Consider the following 14,725-nt stretch of genomic DNA (forward strand, 5'->3'; position numbering starts at 1 on the left):
TCACTGCCCTGCCGGGCATCTCTCCCCGTGAACGGGGCGAGAAAGGCAGCTTCGATGCGGCGCTCACCACACGGTCGTGGTCCTCCTCCAGATCACCAGGCTGACGAGGATCAGCAGCATCGCCGCGCCTGCGATGACACCGACAAAGGCCTGGTCGAAGGCGGCACTGGCAAGGCTCGTGAGCTCAGCAGCTTGAGCAGGCGCCAGTTTCTCGGCAATCAGCAACGCCTCGTCCAGACTGTCGCCCGCCTGCGCGGCGATCCCTTCGGGCAGCATCAGGGCGTAGGTGTAGAGCGCCGACATCAGCGAGCCCAGGAACGCGATGCCAAGCGCGCCGCCGAGTTCGAAGGAGACCTCCTCGATGGAGGCCGCCATGCCAGCCCTCTCCTCCGGGGCCGACAGCATGATGACGCTGGAGGCCGCCGTCATGGCCGCGCCGAAGCCGAAGCCCATGGCCGACAGCGCCGTGAGCCACAGCCAGGTTTCGCCCTGATAGACCAGGAGATACGCGGCGAGCGTGGCGCCTGCCAGAAGCAGCGAGGCCCAGAGCACGCGCACGGCGCCAACCCGCGGCAGCGCCAGGCCGGTGACGGGACCGGCGATGAAAGCCGCGAGCGGGATCGGCAGGATGATCAGGCCGGCCTGCAGCGGCGAGAGGCCGAGCACGAGTTGCAGGCGCTGGCTGAACACCAGCTCCACGCCGATCAATGCCGCCGATGCCACCATGGCTGTCACGACGCCGGCTGAGAAGCGCGGGTTGGCGAAGAGCGAAAAGTCGATCAGCGGCGCACGGCTGCCGAGCTGGCGGCGAACGAAGACGATCATGGCGACGAGACCGACGGCGAAGGCGAGCGCGGCTGCAAGCCAGGATGGATCGCGCTTGGCGATTTCCTTGATGGCATAGGTCAGGCCGACCAGCCCGACCATGATCTGCAAGGAGCCGACGAGATCCCAGGGATGATCGCCGTTGCCCGGCCGATACGGCAGCAAGGTGGCGCCGGCAAGAAGGGCAACCAACACCACCGGCACGTTGATCAGGAAGACCGAGCCCCACCAGAAGTGCTCCAGCAGCGCGCCGCCGACGACCGGGCCGAACGCGGCCCCACCGGAGGCCACGGCGGCCCAGACGCCGATGGCGAAGGCTCGCTCCTTCTCATCGGTGAAGGTCAGCCGGATCAGGGAGAGCGTGGCGGGCATCATCATGGCGGCACCCACCGCGAGCAGCGCCCGCGCCGCGATCAACCAGACTGAGGTTGGGGAAAACGCGGCACCCAGCGACGCCAGGCCGAACACGACGAGGCCGGCCAGGAACATGCGCTTGTGGCCAAGCCGATCGCCCAGCGTGCCGACGCCCGGCAACAGACCGGCGACCACCAGGGGATAGGCGTTGATGATCCAGAGCTTTTCCGTCGCCGTCGCCCGGAGCTCGTGCGTCAGCGTGGGGAGCGCGGTGTAAAGTACCGTCATGTCGATGACGATCAGGAACAGTGCGCTGGACACGACGGCCAGGACCAGCCACCGGTTGCTCGAAGACATGATACTTTCCTTACTTGTCTTGCTGGCCTTGCACGGCCACGGCCACGCATATAAATACGATCGTATTGAAATGGAAGGGGTCAGATGTCAGGAAGACCGCGCAGCATCGACCGCGACAAGGTCCTCGACGCCGCCGAGACGGTGGTGACTGAGCTCGGAGCATCAGGGCTGAGCTTCGATGCCGTGGCGAAGGCCGCCGGCATCACCAAGAGCGGCGTGCAGTATTGCTTCGGAACCAAGGATAATCTGATCCGCGCGATGATCGCTCGCTGGGCCGACACCTACGAAAACAAGGTCATGGAAGAGGCGGGCCCCGAACCGTCAGCGGCGGCGGTGATCCGGGCACATCTTTCGGTGACGCGAGACGAGGACGAGGAGGAGCACTCGCGCTCCGCCGTCATGATGACGGCGCTTTTGGAGGCACCCGATCGGGTGGCCGAAAGCCGGGAGTGGTACAACGGCTTTCTGGCGAGGCTTGACCTGTCCAAGCCGGCGGACCGCCAGATCGCCGTCGCCTTCCTGGCCGGCGAAGGCGCCTTCCTGTTGAAGGCGCTCGGCCTGATCAGCCTGAACGAGGCCGATTGGCACGCGCTGTTCACTGATATGCTGAAGCTGACGCGCGGCGACGGGAAGTGCAGCCGCCCGGTGTGTGATGGAGCGGAGTCCTGATCAGAAAAATCCCCGGAAGCCTGTGGCCTCCGGGGCGTCAGGAAACATGAGGCTGTTTGACGTCTAGCCGGCGGCGCCTTCGATGACGCGGCAGATGGCGTCGCGCGTGGCGCCTTCCGGAGCCACCTGGCCGGCCTGCACCATGAACACCACGTCGACGCGGCTGCCCTTGCCGGATTTGCGCACGACGACACGCAGGGTCTGCTCGCGGCCGGAACCGGACGTTTCCTGCTTGGCGGTCAGCGAGCCCATCGCCTTGTCGACCTTGATGTTCTCGAAGCCCTCGGCCAGCATGGCGCGATGGGCATTGTCCAGCGCCTTTTTGGAATCGAGTTTCGGGAAGACCCCGGAGCTCTTGTAGTTGACGGCGGTTACCATCGGCACGCCCTCGGTCTTGAAGTTCTTCTGGCAGGACTGAGCGTTCGCCGCCGAGACCGCCAGCAGGGAAACCGCCGCGGCAACAAAAATCTTGCTGATCATGAAAAAACCTGTGCCTGAAATTGCTCTGTCTCTCTGCGCAATTCCGGACGCAAAACCGCTGCGCACTTTTGCTGGAACTGCTCTTGCGCGACCGGGCCTCGCCTCCCGGTCGCCCTCAGCAATAGTCGGCCAGCCGGCAACAAGCCAGCGCAAGAATGCACTAGATCGCCTATCTCACAGGCGCGCAGCCGCAGACGATCCGAGGTGCATTGGACAATAGCGAGGTCACGGCCGCGAGCTTCGATAACTGCCGCCCTGAGACTGGTCGGCAGTCCGGGTTTACGGCTTATGCGCTGAAACCAGCACCATCATGGGCCGCTCCAATTCTTCCGCGAGCGCCGGTGTTTGCCTGATCTGTTCTGATGTAGGGGCAAACTCCTCGATTCGGCCTATGTCGAAGCCTGCCTCAATCAGGGTATTGATCGTCGTCCCGAGCGTCCGGTGATACTTCAGGACGCCTTTGGCGAACCAATCCGTTCGCCGCTCCCCTTCGATCGAATAGCCGTTCACCGGCCAGGTCTTCCGTCCGTCCTCATCTTGCGTCCAATGCGGATGAGCGGCAGCCATGAAGATGGGGTGTTCGATCGTGAAAACGAGATCGCCGCCTTGAACCAGTGCGGCGTGTATCGTCCCGATCAGACGACCGAAATCCTCTACATAGTGAAAGGTCAGCGCGCTGAAGATCAAATCGAACGTAGCCTGCGGCAGCGCAAGGGATTCCAGATCGGCGATGTGAAATTCTATCGCCGCATCATGCGTGTCCGCCCGCGCCCGATTGATCATGTTCTGCGAGAGATCGAAGCCGGCGACCGACGCCGCCCCGTGTTCACGCATCCAGCGCGACGCCCAGCCAAAGCCGCAGCCAAGATCAGCTACCCGCCGCCCGACGAGATCGGGCAGCATGGCTCGAATGGCAGGCCATTCGGGTGCGCCGTCCAGGCCATTCACCTGTCGGGGCAGTTGGCTGTATCCTTCAAAGAAATCAGAATTGTCGTAGATATTTTGTGCCATGGTCATCTCCTTAAGCAGTTGGAGGACGAGGCAACTTTCCGCGCGAATAGACCTCGTCCGATTGGGGCGAGGTCGGGAAATACGATCCGCGTTGTTAACTTGCGCGATCAGCGTCCCGACATCCCGCCTGAGGGATGCCGGCCAGCCGGGCGACAATATGGGTATCCTTCTCAACCATGGCGAAAGCATCGACCACGCTTGCACGGAAATCAAGCACTCCTTCGATGCGAGTGTCCTCTTTGCGCAAGGGGCGGACCCTTTCCACGGTCAACGCAAGCGTTTCCGCCTTTGGACGCTACCGTGAAGCATCCCGCGATGGCGCGGCGGCGGCCGTGAAGGGCTGCACGTCGGCCAGGAAAGACGCGACCGCGGAAGGCAAGGTGGCGGAGGTCGGCGCGTAGACGCCGCAGGCGGAAAGCAGGCTGCGTCTGTTGGTGGTGATGCCGAGATGGCGCCATATGGTGCGCGTGGCATAAGGCATGTTGTTGTTGCGCCAGGACACGCCCATCGTCAGGCCGCGAAGGTAGCGGCGCTGATGGAGTTCGAAGGGCATCAGGATCGTCTGCCCGAAAGTCGGCGCCTCGCCACGGGTCAGTTCGGTCAGGAAGATGCGCTGGCGCTGATAGGCGGCGAGGCCTACGTAGCGCGAACGCTGCGCGATGCCACTTTCATGATCCACGATGCGCTCCAGGGACGTGACGAGAACCTGGCCGTCCCTTTCGCGCATGTGGGCGCAGGAACAGACGACCTGGCCCGGCCAGGAAAGCGATACGTGCCAGGTCTGATAGAAGCCGAGATGCGGCCGCAATGCCCGCAGATCGCCGGGAAAGGCATCGTCCAGCGGCCCTTCGCTCGTTGCCGGGCGACGTCTCTCGGCAAGCTTGCGCTGAAAGGCATGCGGGGGCAGGCCAAAATCCGCCGGATCGAGATCGAACGCGGCCGCGATCCGTAACCGGTTGTGCGCCGAGGGCAAGGTTCCGGCGTTGAGATAGCGGTTGAACTGCTGCCTGTTGACGCCGATGGCACGGCACAGGTCGGAGATCGACCTCCTGGTGCTGCATGCGAATTTGAGGTTGGCTGGGAAGTTGGCCAGAGGGTCTTGCATCAGTGCATGTCTTGCGAAGGTGAGAACCGGTTTCGGGATAGGGACATGCAGAATCAAAAGCTGAAGTGTGGGACGTGAACACTGCGGTCACCTCAGTGTAAACTCGCTTAAAATCGCGTCAACGAGCGAAATTGCGCTGGAGCCTGCCAGGATCATTATCTCTCCCCAGACACCAATGCGGCGGGGAACGCCGACCGACGGGGGACTGGATGATCAAGCTGGGCAATACGTTGAATCTCTCGCGCCGCACCTTTCTTCAAGGGGGCACGCTTCTCGGCCTTTCGGCGGCAACGGGCACGTTTGCCTTGCCGGCCAGAGCCGAGGAGCCGGTCCGTGGCGGCACGCTGCGCATGGGCCTCGAAGGCGGCGCTTCCGCCGACGCGCTCGACCCGGCGCTGGCATCGGCAAGCGTGCTGTTCGTGATCGCGCATTGCTGGGGCGACACCCTGGTCGAGTCCGATCCCAAGACCGGTGCCGCCGTGCCTTCGCTGGCGGAATCCTGGTCGCCCTCGCCGGATGCCAAGGTGTGGACCTTCAAGATCCGCAAGGACGTGCGATTCCATGACGGCAAGGCAATGACCGTCGCCGACGCGGTCGCCACGCTGCAGCGTCATGCCGGCGAGAAGTCGCAATCGGGCGCGCTCGGCCTTTTGACCGGCATCGACAAGATCGAGGACAAGGCCGGAGACCTGGTCATCACGCTGAAGGAAGGCAATGCCGACCTGCCGCTGGTGCTCACCGACTATCATCTGCAGATCCAGCCGAACGGCGGCAACGACAATCCCAATGCGGCGATCGGCACCGGCCCTTACAAAATGGTCAAGTTCGAGCCGGGCGTGCGCACCGCCTTCGAGCGCAACAAGGACGACTGGCGCCAGGACCGCGGCTATGTCGATGCCGTCGAAATCACCGTCATGAACGACCTGACGGCGCGCATCAACGCGCTGCGGTCAGGGCAGGTCGACTTCATCAATGTCATCCAGCCGAAGGTCGTGCCGCTGCTGAAGCGGCTGCCCGAAGTCGAGATCCTGCGCACGCCCAGCAAGGGCTTCTACGCCTTCCTGATGCATTGCGACACAGCACCCTTCGACAACAACGACCTGCGCATGGCGCTGAAACTGGCGATCGACCGCGAGGCGATCCTGAAGCAGGTGGTGGGCGGCTTCGGCACCATCGGCAACGACTATCCAATCAATGCCAGCTATGCGCTGGCGCCGACCGACATCGAGCAGCGCCCCTACGATCCCGAAAAGGCAGCCTTCCACTACAAGAAGTCCGGACATGACGGACCGATCCTGCTGCGCACTTCCGATGCCGCTTTCCCCGGCGCGGTCGATGCCGCGCAGCTCTTCCAGATCAGCGCGGCCAAGGCTGGTATCAAGCTCGACGTCCAGCGCGAGCCGAGCGACGGCTACTGGACCGAGGTGTGGAACAAGAAGCCGTTCTGCGCCTCTTATTGGGGCGGCCGCCCGACACAGGATGCCCGCTATTCCACCTCCTATGTGTCGAATGCGGAATGGAACGACACACGCTTCAAGCGTCCGGACTTCGACAAGCTGGTCGCGGAAGCGCGCGGCGAACTCGATGAGACCAAGCGACGCGCCCTCTATCGTCAGATGGCGGTCACCGTGCACGACGAAGGCGGCCTGATCCTGCCGGTGTTCAACGACTATCTGAACGCGTCGTCGAAGAAGCTGAAGGGTTTTGTCGACGACATCGGCAACGACCTTTCCAACGGCCGCATCGCCAGCCGGGTCTGGCTCCAGGCTTGACGGCCGGCTGATCTTCGCCCGTCCGGGGACAATGGCGGCACGCATACCGTGCCGCCCGCATTTTCATGGTGGTTTCATGCCGAACAATTTTCATGTCATCGAGAACGAATGGATCCTGCTGAAGGACGGCACCCGGCTTGCGGCCCGCATCTGGATGCCAGACGACGCAAGCCAGGCAGCATCTGTCCCTGCGGTTCTGGAGTTTCTTCCCTACCGCAAGCGCAACGGCACCGCACCGCGTGACGAATCCACCTATCCGGTGTTCGCCGCCGCCGGCATCGCCGGCGTGCGCGTCGATATCCGCGGCAGCGGCGAATCCGACGGCGTGATCGACGGCGAATACACGCCGCGCGAGCTTTCCGACGCCATCGAAGTCATCGAATGGATCACGGCGCAACCCTGGTCGAACGGCAATGTCGGCATGATGGGCATTTCCTGGGGCGGCTTCAACTGCCTGCAGGTAGCGGCGCTGAAGCCGCCGGCGCTGAAGGCGGTGATCTCCATCGCTTCCACGGTCGATCGCTACAATGACGACATCCACTACAAGAACGGCACGCACCTGTCGGCGCAGCTGTCCTGGGCGGCGACGATGAGCGCCTATCAGTCGCGTTCACCGGATCCGGAGATCGTCGGCGACCGCTGGCGCGCCATGTGGCTGGAGCGGCTGGAGCAGGAGCCGTTCTTCATGGAGGAGTGGCTGTCGCACCAACGCCGCGACGATTTCTGGCGGCACGGCTCCATCGGCGAGGATTTCGACAGTTTCCCGGTGCCCGCACTGGTGATTGCCGGCTGGGCCGACGGCTACCGCAACACGCCGCTGAAAGCGGTGGCCGGCATGCCCGGCAAGGCCAAGGCACTGGTCGGCCCGTGGGTACACAAATATCCGCATTTCGCCTACCCGAAGCCGCGCGCCGATTTCCACGCCGAAGCGATCGCCTGGTGGCGCCGCTGGCTGTGCGACGAGAACAACGGCGCCGAGGCGATACCGCAGGTGCGCGCCTATATCCTCGACGGTCCCCGTCCGGCGCGCTGGCGCGAGGCGGATCCAGGCTACTGGATCGCCAAGGATGCGTGGAGCGACCCCGAAACCATGGTCCTGGCGGTCGGCTCCGGCGGCCGGCTGGAACGCGATCCGGCAGCGCGCGCCGGCGGCAAAACCCTGCTCCGTTCACCGCTGCACACCGGAACGGCGGCCGGCGAATTCTTCACGCTGAAGCCGGATACGGAAATGCCGGGCGACCAGCGCCTCGACGACGCCGGCTCGCTGACCTTCGAAACCGAGATCCTGGCGGAGGAATGCGTCATCCTCGGCCAGCCCGTGCTGAAGCTTCGCCTCTCCAGCGACGCGCCGCTCGCCAACCTTGCCGCGCGACTGGTGGATGTGCATGCCGACGGCAGCGCCACCCGCGTCTCATTCGGCGTGCTCAACCTCGCGCATCGCGACGGCAACGCCGAACCGAAGGCGCTGGAGCCCGACAAGACGGTCGAGGTGGAGCTGGCGCTCGATGCCTGCGGCTATCGCTTCGGACCGGGGCACCGCATCCGGCTGTCGCTGTCCAGCGCCTATTGGCCGATGATCCTGCCGCCGCCGCATGACACGACATTGGACATCGACCTTGCGTCGATCGAGGTGAAGCTGCCGCTGCTCGGCGAACATCGCCGCATCGACTTGGCCGAACCGGCCAATCCCGATCCGCTGCCGCGTTATGAGACGCTTGAGGGAGGATCGGCCGGCCGCGTCGTGGAGCGCGATATGCTGAACGGCGTCACCCGCTACAAGGTCAGCGAGGACACCGGCCTCAACCGTCATCCCGGCAATGGCCTGAGCGCGCGCGACATCACCGAACAGGTCTGGTCGATCATGCCGGGAGACCCACTGTCGATGGCCGCCGAGATCACCTCGGTGTGCATTCTTGCCCGCGAAGGTTGGGAAGCCACGACACGCAGTGTCATGAAACTCTCCTGCACGCAAACGGAGTGGGTCATCTCCGAGCATATGCAGGCCATCCATGAGGGAAGCACGGTGTTCGAACGCGAACGCAGCGCGCGTATCCCGCGCGACCACATGTGAGGGATGGACGCTGATGCGCCCGCTTTCCGCGCGGTCCCCGACCTGCGCGGAAAGCCACCAGGCAGGCGCATCTCATCCATTCGATACGGATAATATAACAGATTGAATTTGTTACATAATTGTAATGTTTCCATTCAGTTTTGGTTCATGTTTCGGGACCTAATCCTCTTTGTGCGAACACATGAGGAGCTACACAGATGAAACGTCTTATTCTCTCCGGCCTGGCGATTTCGATGCTCGCCGCATCGAGCCTGCAGGGCTTTGCCGCGCCGATCGCCGTTCCCGGCGTCCCGGACTCGAACGTGATTTCAGCGCAGTACCGGGAGCCGGTCCGAAAGGAACGCCGCATCGTCAACGAACGCGTCATCGTCAAGAAAAAGGTCGTCACGAAGCAGGTGGTGGTCAAGAAGCGCTGGAAAAATGGCCAGCGTTACGACAGCTGGCGCAGCGCGAAGGGCGTGAAGGATTATAGCCGCTATGGCTTGCGCCGTCCGGGACCCGGCCAGCATTGGGTCCGCGCCGGCAACGACTATCTGCTGGTCGGTATTGCCACCGGCCTGATAGCCGGCGTGATCGCGGCCCGGTAACGAGCCGCAAACAAAAAAAGGCGACCCTCGGAGGTCGCCTTTTTCATCAGACTGCTCCGGCTTCGAGAAGCAGGGGCCGATGTCCTTATTCGACAGCCACGAAATCGGCCGGGTCGAACTCGTAACGAGTCGAGCAGAATTCGCAGTCGACGCGAATGCGTCCTTCTTCGGTGCTGTCCCTGATCTCCTCGGCGGTGAAACCGTCCAGGATGCCACGGATCTTGTCCGGCGAGCAGGAGCAGCGGTCGGCGACATGGATATCGTCGAACACGCGCACGCCATGCTCATGGAACAGGCGATAGAGCAGCCGTTCGGTTCCGACGGTCGGGTCGATCAGCTCGGCCGGCTCGACGGTTGCCAGCAGCGCCAGCAATTCCTGCCAGGAATTGTCGGTCGGATCCAGCACGACTTCGGCTACATCGCCATCGCCGCCCGGAAGGTCGGCCACGCGCATGCGCTCCGGCGCCTCGGGCAGGAACTGCGCAAGCAGGCCGCCGGCGCGCCATTGCTTGCGTCCGCCCGGCAGCACAAGCTGGGCCACGGTCAGCCTGAGGTCGGTCGGGATCTGCTCCGACTGCCTGAAATAGGTGCGCGCGGCCTCTTCCAGCGAGGTGTTGTCGAGCTGGACGATGCCCTGGTAGCGCTGCGTGTAGGCGCCCTGGTCGATGGTGAGCGCGAGCACGCCGGAACCCAGGAGGGTTTCGGCCTTCACGTCGCCCGAGGCGGTCGCCGCCGCCAGCTTGTCGGCATCGAAACGGGCATAGGCGCGCAGCGCATTCGGCGTCGAGAAGTCGGCGACCAGCATGTCCACCGGCCCGTCGGTGCGGGTCTGCAGGATGAACTTGCCTTCGAACTTCAGCGACGTGCCGAGCAGCACCGTGACGACGCAGGCTTCCGCCAGCAGACGGGCAACGGGCTCGGGGTAGTCGTGGCGCGACAGGATGGCATCGAGCATCGGGCCGAGCTGCACGGCGCGGCCGCGCACGTCGAGCGGACCAACCTCGAACGGCACGACATGGTCGTCGCCGGCATGGCCGAATTCGCCGAGTCTGGTTCCGTGTTCAGTCACTTGCGTCGTATCCAACATGACAAAGTCTCCCGGCGCGGCATAACCACCTTTCCGGGCATGCCTTCCAACGCCAATGATTTGCGTGATGCCGGGGAGATAGGCATCACGCCGCGTTGTATCAAGTCGCAAGCCCTGACCGCAAAACCGCGAGACACTTTTGCGGGGCCTGCTTTGGTATCAAGTCGCAAACCCTGACCGCAAAACCGCGAGACACTTTTGCGGGACCTGCTTTGGTATCAAGCGCCGAGGCACCAGGCCAGGACCGCCTTCTGCGCATGCAGACGGTTCTCGGCCTCGTCGAACACCACGGAGTGCGGGCCGTCGATCACCTCGTCGGTCACTTCCTCGCCGCGATGCGCCGGCAGGCAGTGCATGAACAGGGCGTCGGGCTTGGCCTTCGCCATTAGTGCGGCATTGACCTGATAGGGCACGAACACGTTGTGCCCGCGGGCGCGATGCTCCTGGCCCATCGAAACCCAGGTGTCGGTGACGATGCAGTCGGCTTGATCGACCGCTTCCTCGGCCGCGCGGGTGAAACGGATCTTGCCGCCATGGCCCTTGGCCCAGTCGACGAATTTCTGTTCCGGCTCGCTGCCCTCGGGCACGGCGACGTTCAGGTTGAACGAGAAGCGCGCCGAGGCTTCGATCAACGAATGCAGCACATTGTTGCCGTCGCCGGTCCAGGCGAAGGTCTTGCCGGCCACCGGCCCTCGATGTTCCTCGAAGGTCAGGATGTCGGCCATCAGCTGGCACGGATGGGTGTCGTCGGTCAGGCCGTTGATGACCGGAACCGTGGCATTCTCGGTCAGTTCCAGCAGCCGGTTGTGCGCCGTGGTGCGGATCATGATCGCGTCGACATAACGCGACAGCACCTTGGCGGTGTCGGCGATGGATTCCGAACGGCCGAGCTGCATCTCGGTGCCGGTGAGCATGATCGTCTCGCCGCCGAGCTGGCGCATGCCGACATCGAAAGAGATGCGCGTGCGCGTCGACGGCTTGTCGAAGATCATCGCCAGCACCTTGCCGTCGAGCGGCTTGGAGCGCTCGCCGGCCTTGAGACGGGCCTTGCGCACGGCCGCGTCATCCAGCATGGCGCGCAGATCGGTTGCGGAAACGGTGGACAGATCGGTGAAATGACGAACGCTCATGATGTCGTCCGGTCTACTTCGCCGCGGCCGCAACGGCTTCCGACAGGCCTTTCGCAGCACTGCGCAGGCGTTTCAGGCCTTCCTGGATGTCGGCGTCGGTGACAGTGAGCGGCGGCAACAGGCGGATGACATTGTCGCCGGCCGGCACAGCCAGCAGATGCTGGTCGCGCAGGGCGCCGTTGACCGTGCCGTTGGGCATCACGCATTTGATGCCGAGCATCAGGCCATCGCCGCGAATGCCCTCGATGACATCCGGAAATTCGTCGGCAACCGCTGCAAGTCCTTGCTTGAACAGCAGCGCCTTGCGGTTGACGTCCTCCAGGAAACCCTCTTCCAGCACGACGTCGAGCACGGCGTTGCCGACGGCCATGGCGAGCGGATTGCCGCCGAAGGTGGTGCCATGCACACCGGCGGTCATGCCGCGCGCGGCCTCGTCGGTTGCCAGGCATGCGCCCATCGGAAAGCCGCCGCCGATGCCCTTGGCGATAGCCATCAAGTCCGGCGTGACACCGGCCCATTCATGCGCGAACAGCTTGCCGGTGCGGCCGATGCCGCACTGGACCTCGTCGAAGATCAACAGCAGGCCGTGCTTGTCGCAGAGCTGGCGCAGCCGCTTCAGCGACTGCAGCGGGAAGGAGCGGATGCCGCCCTCGCCCTGCAGCGGCTCCAGCAGGATCGCAGCGGTCTCCGGCGTGATCGCCTTTTCGGCGGCGTCGATATCATCGAATGGCACCTGGTCGAAACCATCGACCTTGGGGCCGAAGCCTTCCAGATATTTATACTGGCCGCCGGCAGCGATCGTCGCCAGCGTGCGTCCGTGGAAGGCGCCCTCGAAGGTGATGACGCGGAAGCGTTCGGGATGGCCGGTGACGAACTGGTAGCGGCGCGCCGTCTTGATCGCGCACTCCAGGGCCTCGGCGCCCGAATTGGTGAAGAACACCTTGTCGGCAAAGGTCGCTTCGACCAGGCGCTCGCCCAGGCGCCGCTGTCCCGGAATCTCATAGAGATTGGAAACGTGCCAGAGCTTTTCAGCCTGGTCCTTCAGCGCGGCAACCAGATGCGGATGGCCGTGGCCCAGCGAATTGACGGCAATGCCGGCAGCAAAATCGAGGTATCGCTCGCCCTTTTCCGTAACCAGCCAGGTCCCCTCTCCTCGCTCGAAAGCCAGGGGTGCACGAGCAAAGGTCTCGTAAAGCGCCGAACCGCTCATTATATGCTGCTCCGGAACCGAAAAAATAAAAGCCGCCCAAGCGGCGGCTGTTCGCAGCTTATCGTGTTTTTCGGCCATGAAGTCAACGAAAAGCTCTTTTAGAGCCTTGCCTGGCCCAACCTGTTCCGTGCCCAGACAAGTTGGGGCGCAGCCAAGTTGGGGAAAACTGCGAAATCCGATTCGTGTTGCAGCCGGGACTCTTGTCACCGAGTCAGCGCATCGGTAATTGTTGAGTGAGAAATAGCTAGATTTCGTACGGCGGATTCAATCACCCAACATATGTGGTGCCCGCCCGGCGCGAGCCGGAACGGTTTTGGATTCCGAAAACACCGGACGGTTCAAAGGAGCGCGGTCTTATGAACTGGACTGACGAGCGAGTAGAACTCTTGAGGAAGCTGTGGTCGGAGGGTCTGAGCGCCAGCCAGATCGCAGCCCAGCTCGGCGGAGTGAGCCGCAATGCGGTCATTGGCAAGGTACACCGGCTGAAGCTGTCCGGTCGCGGCCGCACGACGGCGGCACCGGCGCGCCAGAAAAAGGCGGCGACCAGCAGCGGCGGCGCATCGGTTGCGAAGTCGACGACACGCACTGCCGCCAGCACGCATCGCCATGTCACCGCCTCGGTCGGCGCGACCGCGCTGCAGGTGCAGTTCGACGCCGAACCGGTCGCGCGGCACTATCTGCGCCCGGTCGAAAACGTGGTGGTGCCGATCTCGCGGCGCCTGCAGCTCACCGAACTCACCGAGCGCACCTGCAAGTGGCCGAACGGCGATCCGCTGACGGAAGAATTCCACTTCTGCGGCAACGACGCCGGCGAGAGCGGGCCCTATTGCACCTATCACTCCCGCATCGCCTTCCAGCCGGCTTCGGAACGGCGGCGCCTGCGCTGAGGGTAAGGGAATAGGGGATTAAGGCATTAGGGCAGTTGGCGATTTCGCCGCTGCCCTTTTTCTATTCCCTACTGCCTTATTCCCCTAGTCCCTCCCTTCACAACCACCCGTTCTGGCGGAAACGCCAGTACAGGAACACGCAGATGCCGGCGATGGCTGCCAGCACCGTCGGGTAGCCATATTCCATCCTCAGTTCCGGCATGTCGGTGAAGTTCATGCCGTAGATGCCGGCGAAGGCCGTCGGCACCGCCAGGATGGCGGCCCAGGAGGCGAGTTTCTTCGAGATCGCCGTTTCCTGGCTCTGACCGACCAAAAGGCTCGCTTCGAAGGCGAAGGCCAGCACCTCACGCAAGGAATCGATCTTTTCCTGCACGGTGCGGATGTGATCGGTCACATCGCGGAACAGCGGGTGCATGTCGGCATCGATCTGCGACAATTCGGAACTGGTCAGCCGGCGGCAGACCTCCACCAAAGGCAGCGCCGCATTGCGCAGGCGCAGAAGATCGCGGCGCAGCATGTAGAGGCGCTCGATCGCCTTGGCATCCATCGGCTTGACCAGCACGCCGTCTTCGATCTCCTCGACCTCATCCTCGATCTGCTCCAGCACCGGGAAGTAATTGTCGACGATGAAATCGAGGATGGCATAGAGGACGAAATCCTCGCCCTTGGCCAGCGACGTCGGACAGCTTTCCCAGTGCTGCCGCACGGTTGAATAGGAAGTCGAGGGTCCATGCCGGACGCTGACGAGATATCCTCGCCCGACGAAGAGATGCGTCTCGCCGAAACTGACGCGCCTTTCCACCAGTTGCGCCGTACGGGCGACGATGAACAGGGCATCGCCATATTGCTCGAGCTTCGGCCGCTGATGCGGATGCTCGGCATCCTCGATGGCAAGATCATGCAGGTTGAACTGCGTCTGCACGCGCCGGAGCAATTCGCGGTCGGGCTCAAGCAGGCCGATCCAGACGACATGATCCTTCTTGCGTGACCATTCACCGGCTTCCTCGATCGGGATGTCGGCCACACGCCGCCCGGCGACGTAGACACTCGAGGCAACGATCCGCGAATCCTGCGGCCCCGGCGTGAAATCGCGGGTCTGGTCCATCGTCGCCTCCCGAGGAACCTCACTCTCCGACGTAGAGTGAACCTGGCTTGGCAGGATGGCAAGGGAGATGGGGGA

General features: G+C 63.5%; 13 protein-coding genes. 5 read left to right on the forward strand and 8 right to left on the reverse strand.

The window, feature by feature from the left end:
• Positions 1-63: 63 nt before the first annotated feature.
• Complete coding sequence (locus AO692_RS03535) at positions 64-1,536, reverse strand: MFS transporter (RefSeq protein ID WP_054308660.1); 1,473 nt, start codon at positions 1,534-1,536, stop codon at positions 64-66.
• Positions 1,537-1,620: 84 nt separating this feature from the next.
• On the opposite strand from AO692_RS03535, the gene AO692_RS03540 reads away from it, so the two are divergent.
• Entirely contained in the window at positions 1,621-2,205 is a 585-nt protein-coding gene (locus AO692_RS03540; RefSeq protein ID WP_054308661.1) for a TetR/AcrR family transcriptional regulator, read from the forward strand.
• A gap of 63 nt (positions 2,206-2,268) precedes the next feature.
• On the opposite strand, the gene AO692_RS03545 is transcribed toward AO692_RS03540, so the two are convergent.
• From AO692_RS03545 to AO692_RS03560, 3 genes are all read right to left on the reverse strand, one after another.
• Positions 2,269-2,685, reverse strand: coding sequence for a hypothetical protein (locus tag AO692_RS03545; protein WP_054308662.1), 417 nt, complete (start codon positions 2,683-2,685; stop codon positions 2,269-2,271).
• Between the two features lie 279 nt (positions 2,686-2,964).
• Positions 2,965-3,696: a class I SAM-dependent methyltransferase gene (locus tag AO692_RS03550; protein ID WP_054308663.1), complete on the reverse strand. Its 732-nt coding sequence runs from the start codon at positions 3,694-3,696 to the stop codon at positions 2,965-2,967.
• A 295-nt stretch (positions 3,697-3,991) separates the two neighbouring features.
• Positions 3,992-4,801 (reverse strand): helix-turn-helix transcriptional regulator, encoded by an 810-nt coding sequence (locus tag AO692_RS03560; protein ID WP_054308665.1) that lies wholly within the window; start codon positions 4,799-4,801, stop codon positions 3,992-3,994.
• A 209-nt stretch (positions 4,802-5,010) separates the two neighbouring features.
• Between AO692_RS03560 and AO692_RS03565 the strand changes: the two genes are divergently transcribed.
• The 3 genes from AO692_RS03565 to AO692_RS03575 all read left to right on the forward strand — a co-directional run bounded on the left by AO692_RS03565 (position 5,011) and on the right by AO692_RS03575 (position 9,231).
• Complete coding sequence (locus AO692_RS03565) at positions 5,011-6,573, forward strand: ABC transporter substrate-binding protein (RefSeq protein ID WP_054308666.1); 1,563 nt, start codon at positions 5,011-5,013, stop codon at positions 6,571-6,573.
• Between the two features lie 76 nt (positions 6,574-6,649).
• Entirely contained in the window at positions 6,650-8,644 is a 1,995-nt protein-coding gene (locus tag AO692_RS03570; protein ID WP_054308667.1) for a CocE/NonD family hydrolase, read from the forward strand.
• 197 nt (positions 8,645-8,841) lie between these two features.
• A complete protein-coding gene (locus tag AO692_RS03575) occupies positions 8,842-9,231 on the forward strand; it encodes an RcnB family protein (RefSeq protein WP_054308668.1) in 390 nt (129 codons plus the stop codon).
• Positions 9,232-9,316: 85 nt separating this feature from the next.
• Here the strand turns inward: AO692_RS03575 and AO692_RS03580 are convergent, their stop codons facing one another.
• From AO692_RS03580 to AO692_RS03590, 3 genes are all read right to left on the reverse strand, one after another.
• A complete protein-coding gene (locus AO692_RS03580) occupies positions 9,317-10,318 on the reverse strand; it encodes an Hsp33 family molecular chaperone (protein ID WP_054308669.1) in 1,002 nt (333 codons plus the stop codon).
• A 218-nt stretch (positions 10,319-10,536) separates the two neighbouring features.
• Positions 10,537-11,448 carry an ornithine carbamoyltransferase gene (gene argF, locus AO692_RS03585; protein WP_054308670.1) on the reverse strand — a complete coding sequence of 304 codons (912 nt, stop codon included), beginning with the start codon at positions 11,446-11,448 and terminating at the stop codon, positions 10,537-10,539.
• Between the two features lie 13 nt (positions 11,449-11,461).
• A complete protein-coding gene (locus AO692_RS03590; protein WP_054308671.1) occupies positions 11,462-12,658 on the reverse strand; it encodes an aspartate aminotransferase family protein in 1,197 nt (398 codons plus the stop codon).
• A 356-nt stretch (positions 12,659-13,014) separates the two neighbouring features.
• On the opposite strand from AO692_RS03590, the gene AO692_RS03595 reads away from it, so the two are divergent.
• Positions 13,015-13,545, forward strand: coding sequence for a GcrA family cell cycle regulator (locus AO692_RS03595; protein ID WP_054308672.1), 531 nt, complete (start codon positions 13,015-13,017; stop codon positions 13,543-13,545).
• Between the two features lie 97 nt (positions 13,546-13,642).
• Here the strand turns inward: AO692_RS03595 and AO692_RS03600 are convergent, their stop codons facing one another.
• Entirely contained in the window at positions 13,643-14,650 is a 1,008-nt protein-coding gene (locus AO692_RS03600) for a magnesium and cobalt transport protein CorA (protein WP_054308673.1), read from the reverse strand.
• Between the last annotated feature and the right edge of the window lie 75 nt (positions 14,651-14,725).

It is taken from the genome of Mesorhizobium sp. 1M-11 (assembly GCF_001303895.1).
GTDB lineage: Bacteria > Pseudomonadota > Alphaproteobacteria > Rhizobiales > Rhizobiaceae > Mesorhizobium.

Bases quoted from the DNA above. Each gene is read 5' to 3' on its own strand.
- AO692_RS03595 (WP_054308672.1), top strand. From the start codon at position 13,015: ATGAACTGGACTGACGAGCGAGTAGAACTCTTGAGGAAGCTGTGGTCG.
- AO692_RS03560 (WP_054308665.1), bottom strand. From the start codon at position 4,801: ATGCAAGACCCTCTGGCCAACTTCCCAGCCAACCTCAAATTCGCATGC.
- AO692_RS03565 (WP_054308666.1), top strand. From the start codon at position 5,011: ATGATCAAGCTGGGCAATACGTTGAATCTCTCGCGCCGCACCTTTCTT.
- AO692_RS03580 (WP_054308669.1), bottom strand. From the start codon at position 10,318: ATGTTGGATACGACGCAAGTGACTGAACACGGAACCAGACTCGGCGAA.
- AO692_RS03550 (WP_054308663.1), bottom strand. From the start codon at position 3,696: ATGGCACAAAATATCTACGACAATTCTGATTTCTTTGAAGGATACAGC.
- AO692_RS03575 (WP_054308668.1), top strand. From the start codon at position 8,842: ATGAAACGTCTTATTCTCTCCGGCCTGGCGATTTCGATGCTCGCCGCA.
- AO692_RS03590 (WP_054308671.1), bottom strand. From the start codon at position 12,658: ATGAGCGGTTCGGCGCTTTACGAGACCTTTGCTCGTGCACCCCTGGCT.
- AO692_RS03570 (WP_054308667.1), top strand. From the start codon at position 6,650: ATGCCGAACAATTTTCATGTCATCGAGAACGAATGGATCCTGCTGAAG.
- AO692_RS03535 (WP_054308660.1), bottom strand. From the start codon at position 1,536: ATGTCTTCGAGCAACCGGTGGCTGGTCCTGGCCGTCGTGTCCAGCGCA.
- AO692_RS03545 (WP_054308662.1), bottom strand. From the start codon at position 2,685: ATGATCAGCAAGATTTTTGTTGCCGCGGCGGTTTCCCTGCTGGCGGTC.
- AO692_RS03540 (WP_054308661.1), top strand. From the start codon at position 1,621: ATGTCAGGAAGACCGCGCAGCATCGACCGCGACAAGGTCCTCGACGCC.
- AO692_RS03600 (WP_054308673.1), bottom strand. From the start codon at position 14,650: ATGGACCAGACCCGCGATTTCACGCCGGGGCCGCAGGATTCGCGGATC.
- argF (WP_054308670.1), bottom strand. From the start codon at position 11,448: ATGAGCGTTCGTCATTTCACCGATCTGTCCACCGTTTCCGCAACCGAT.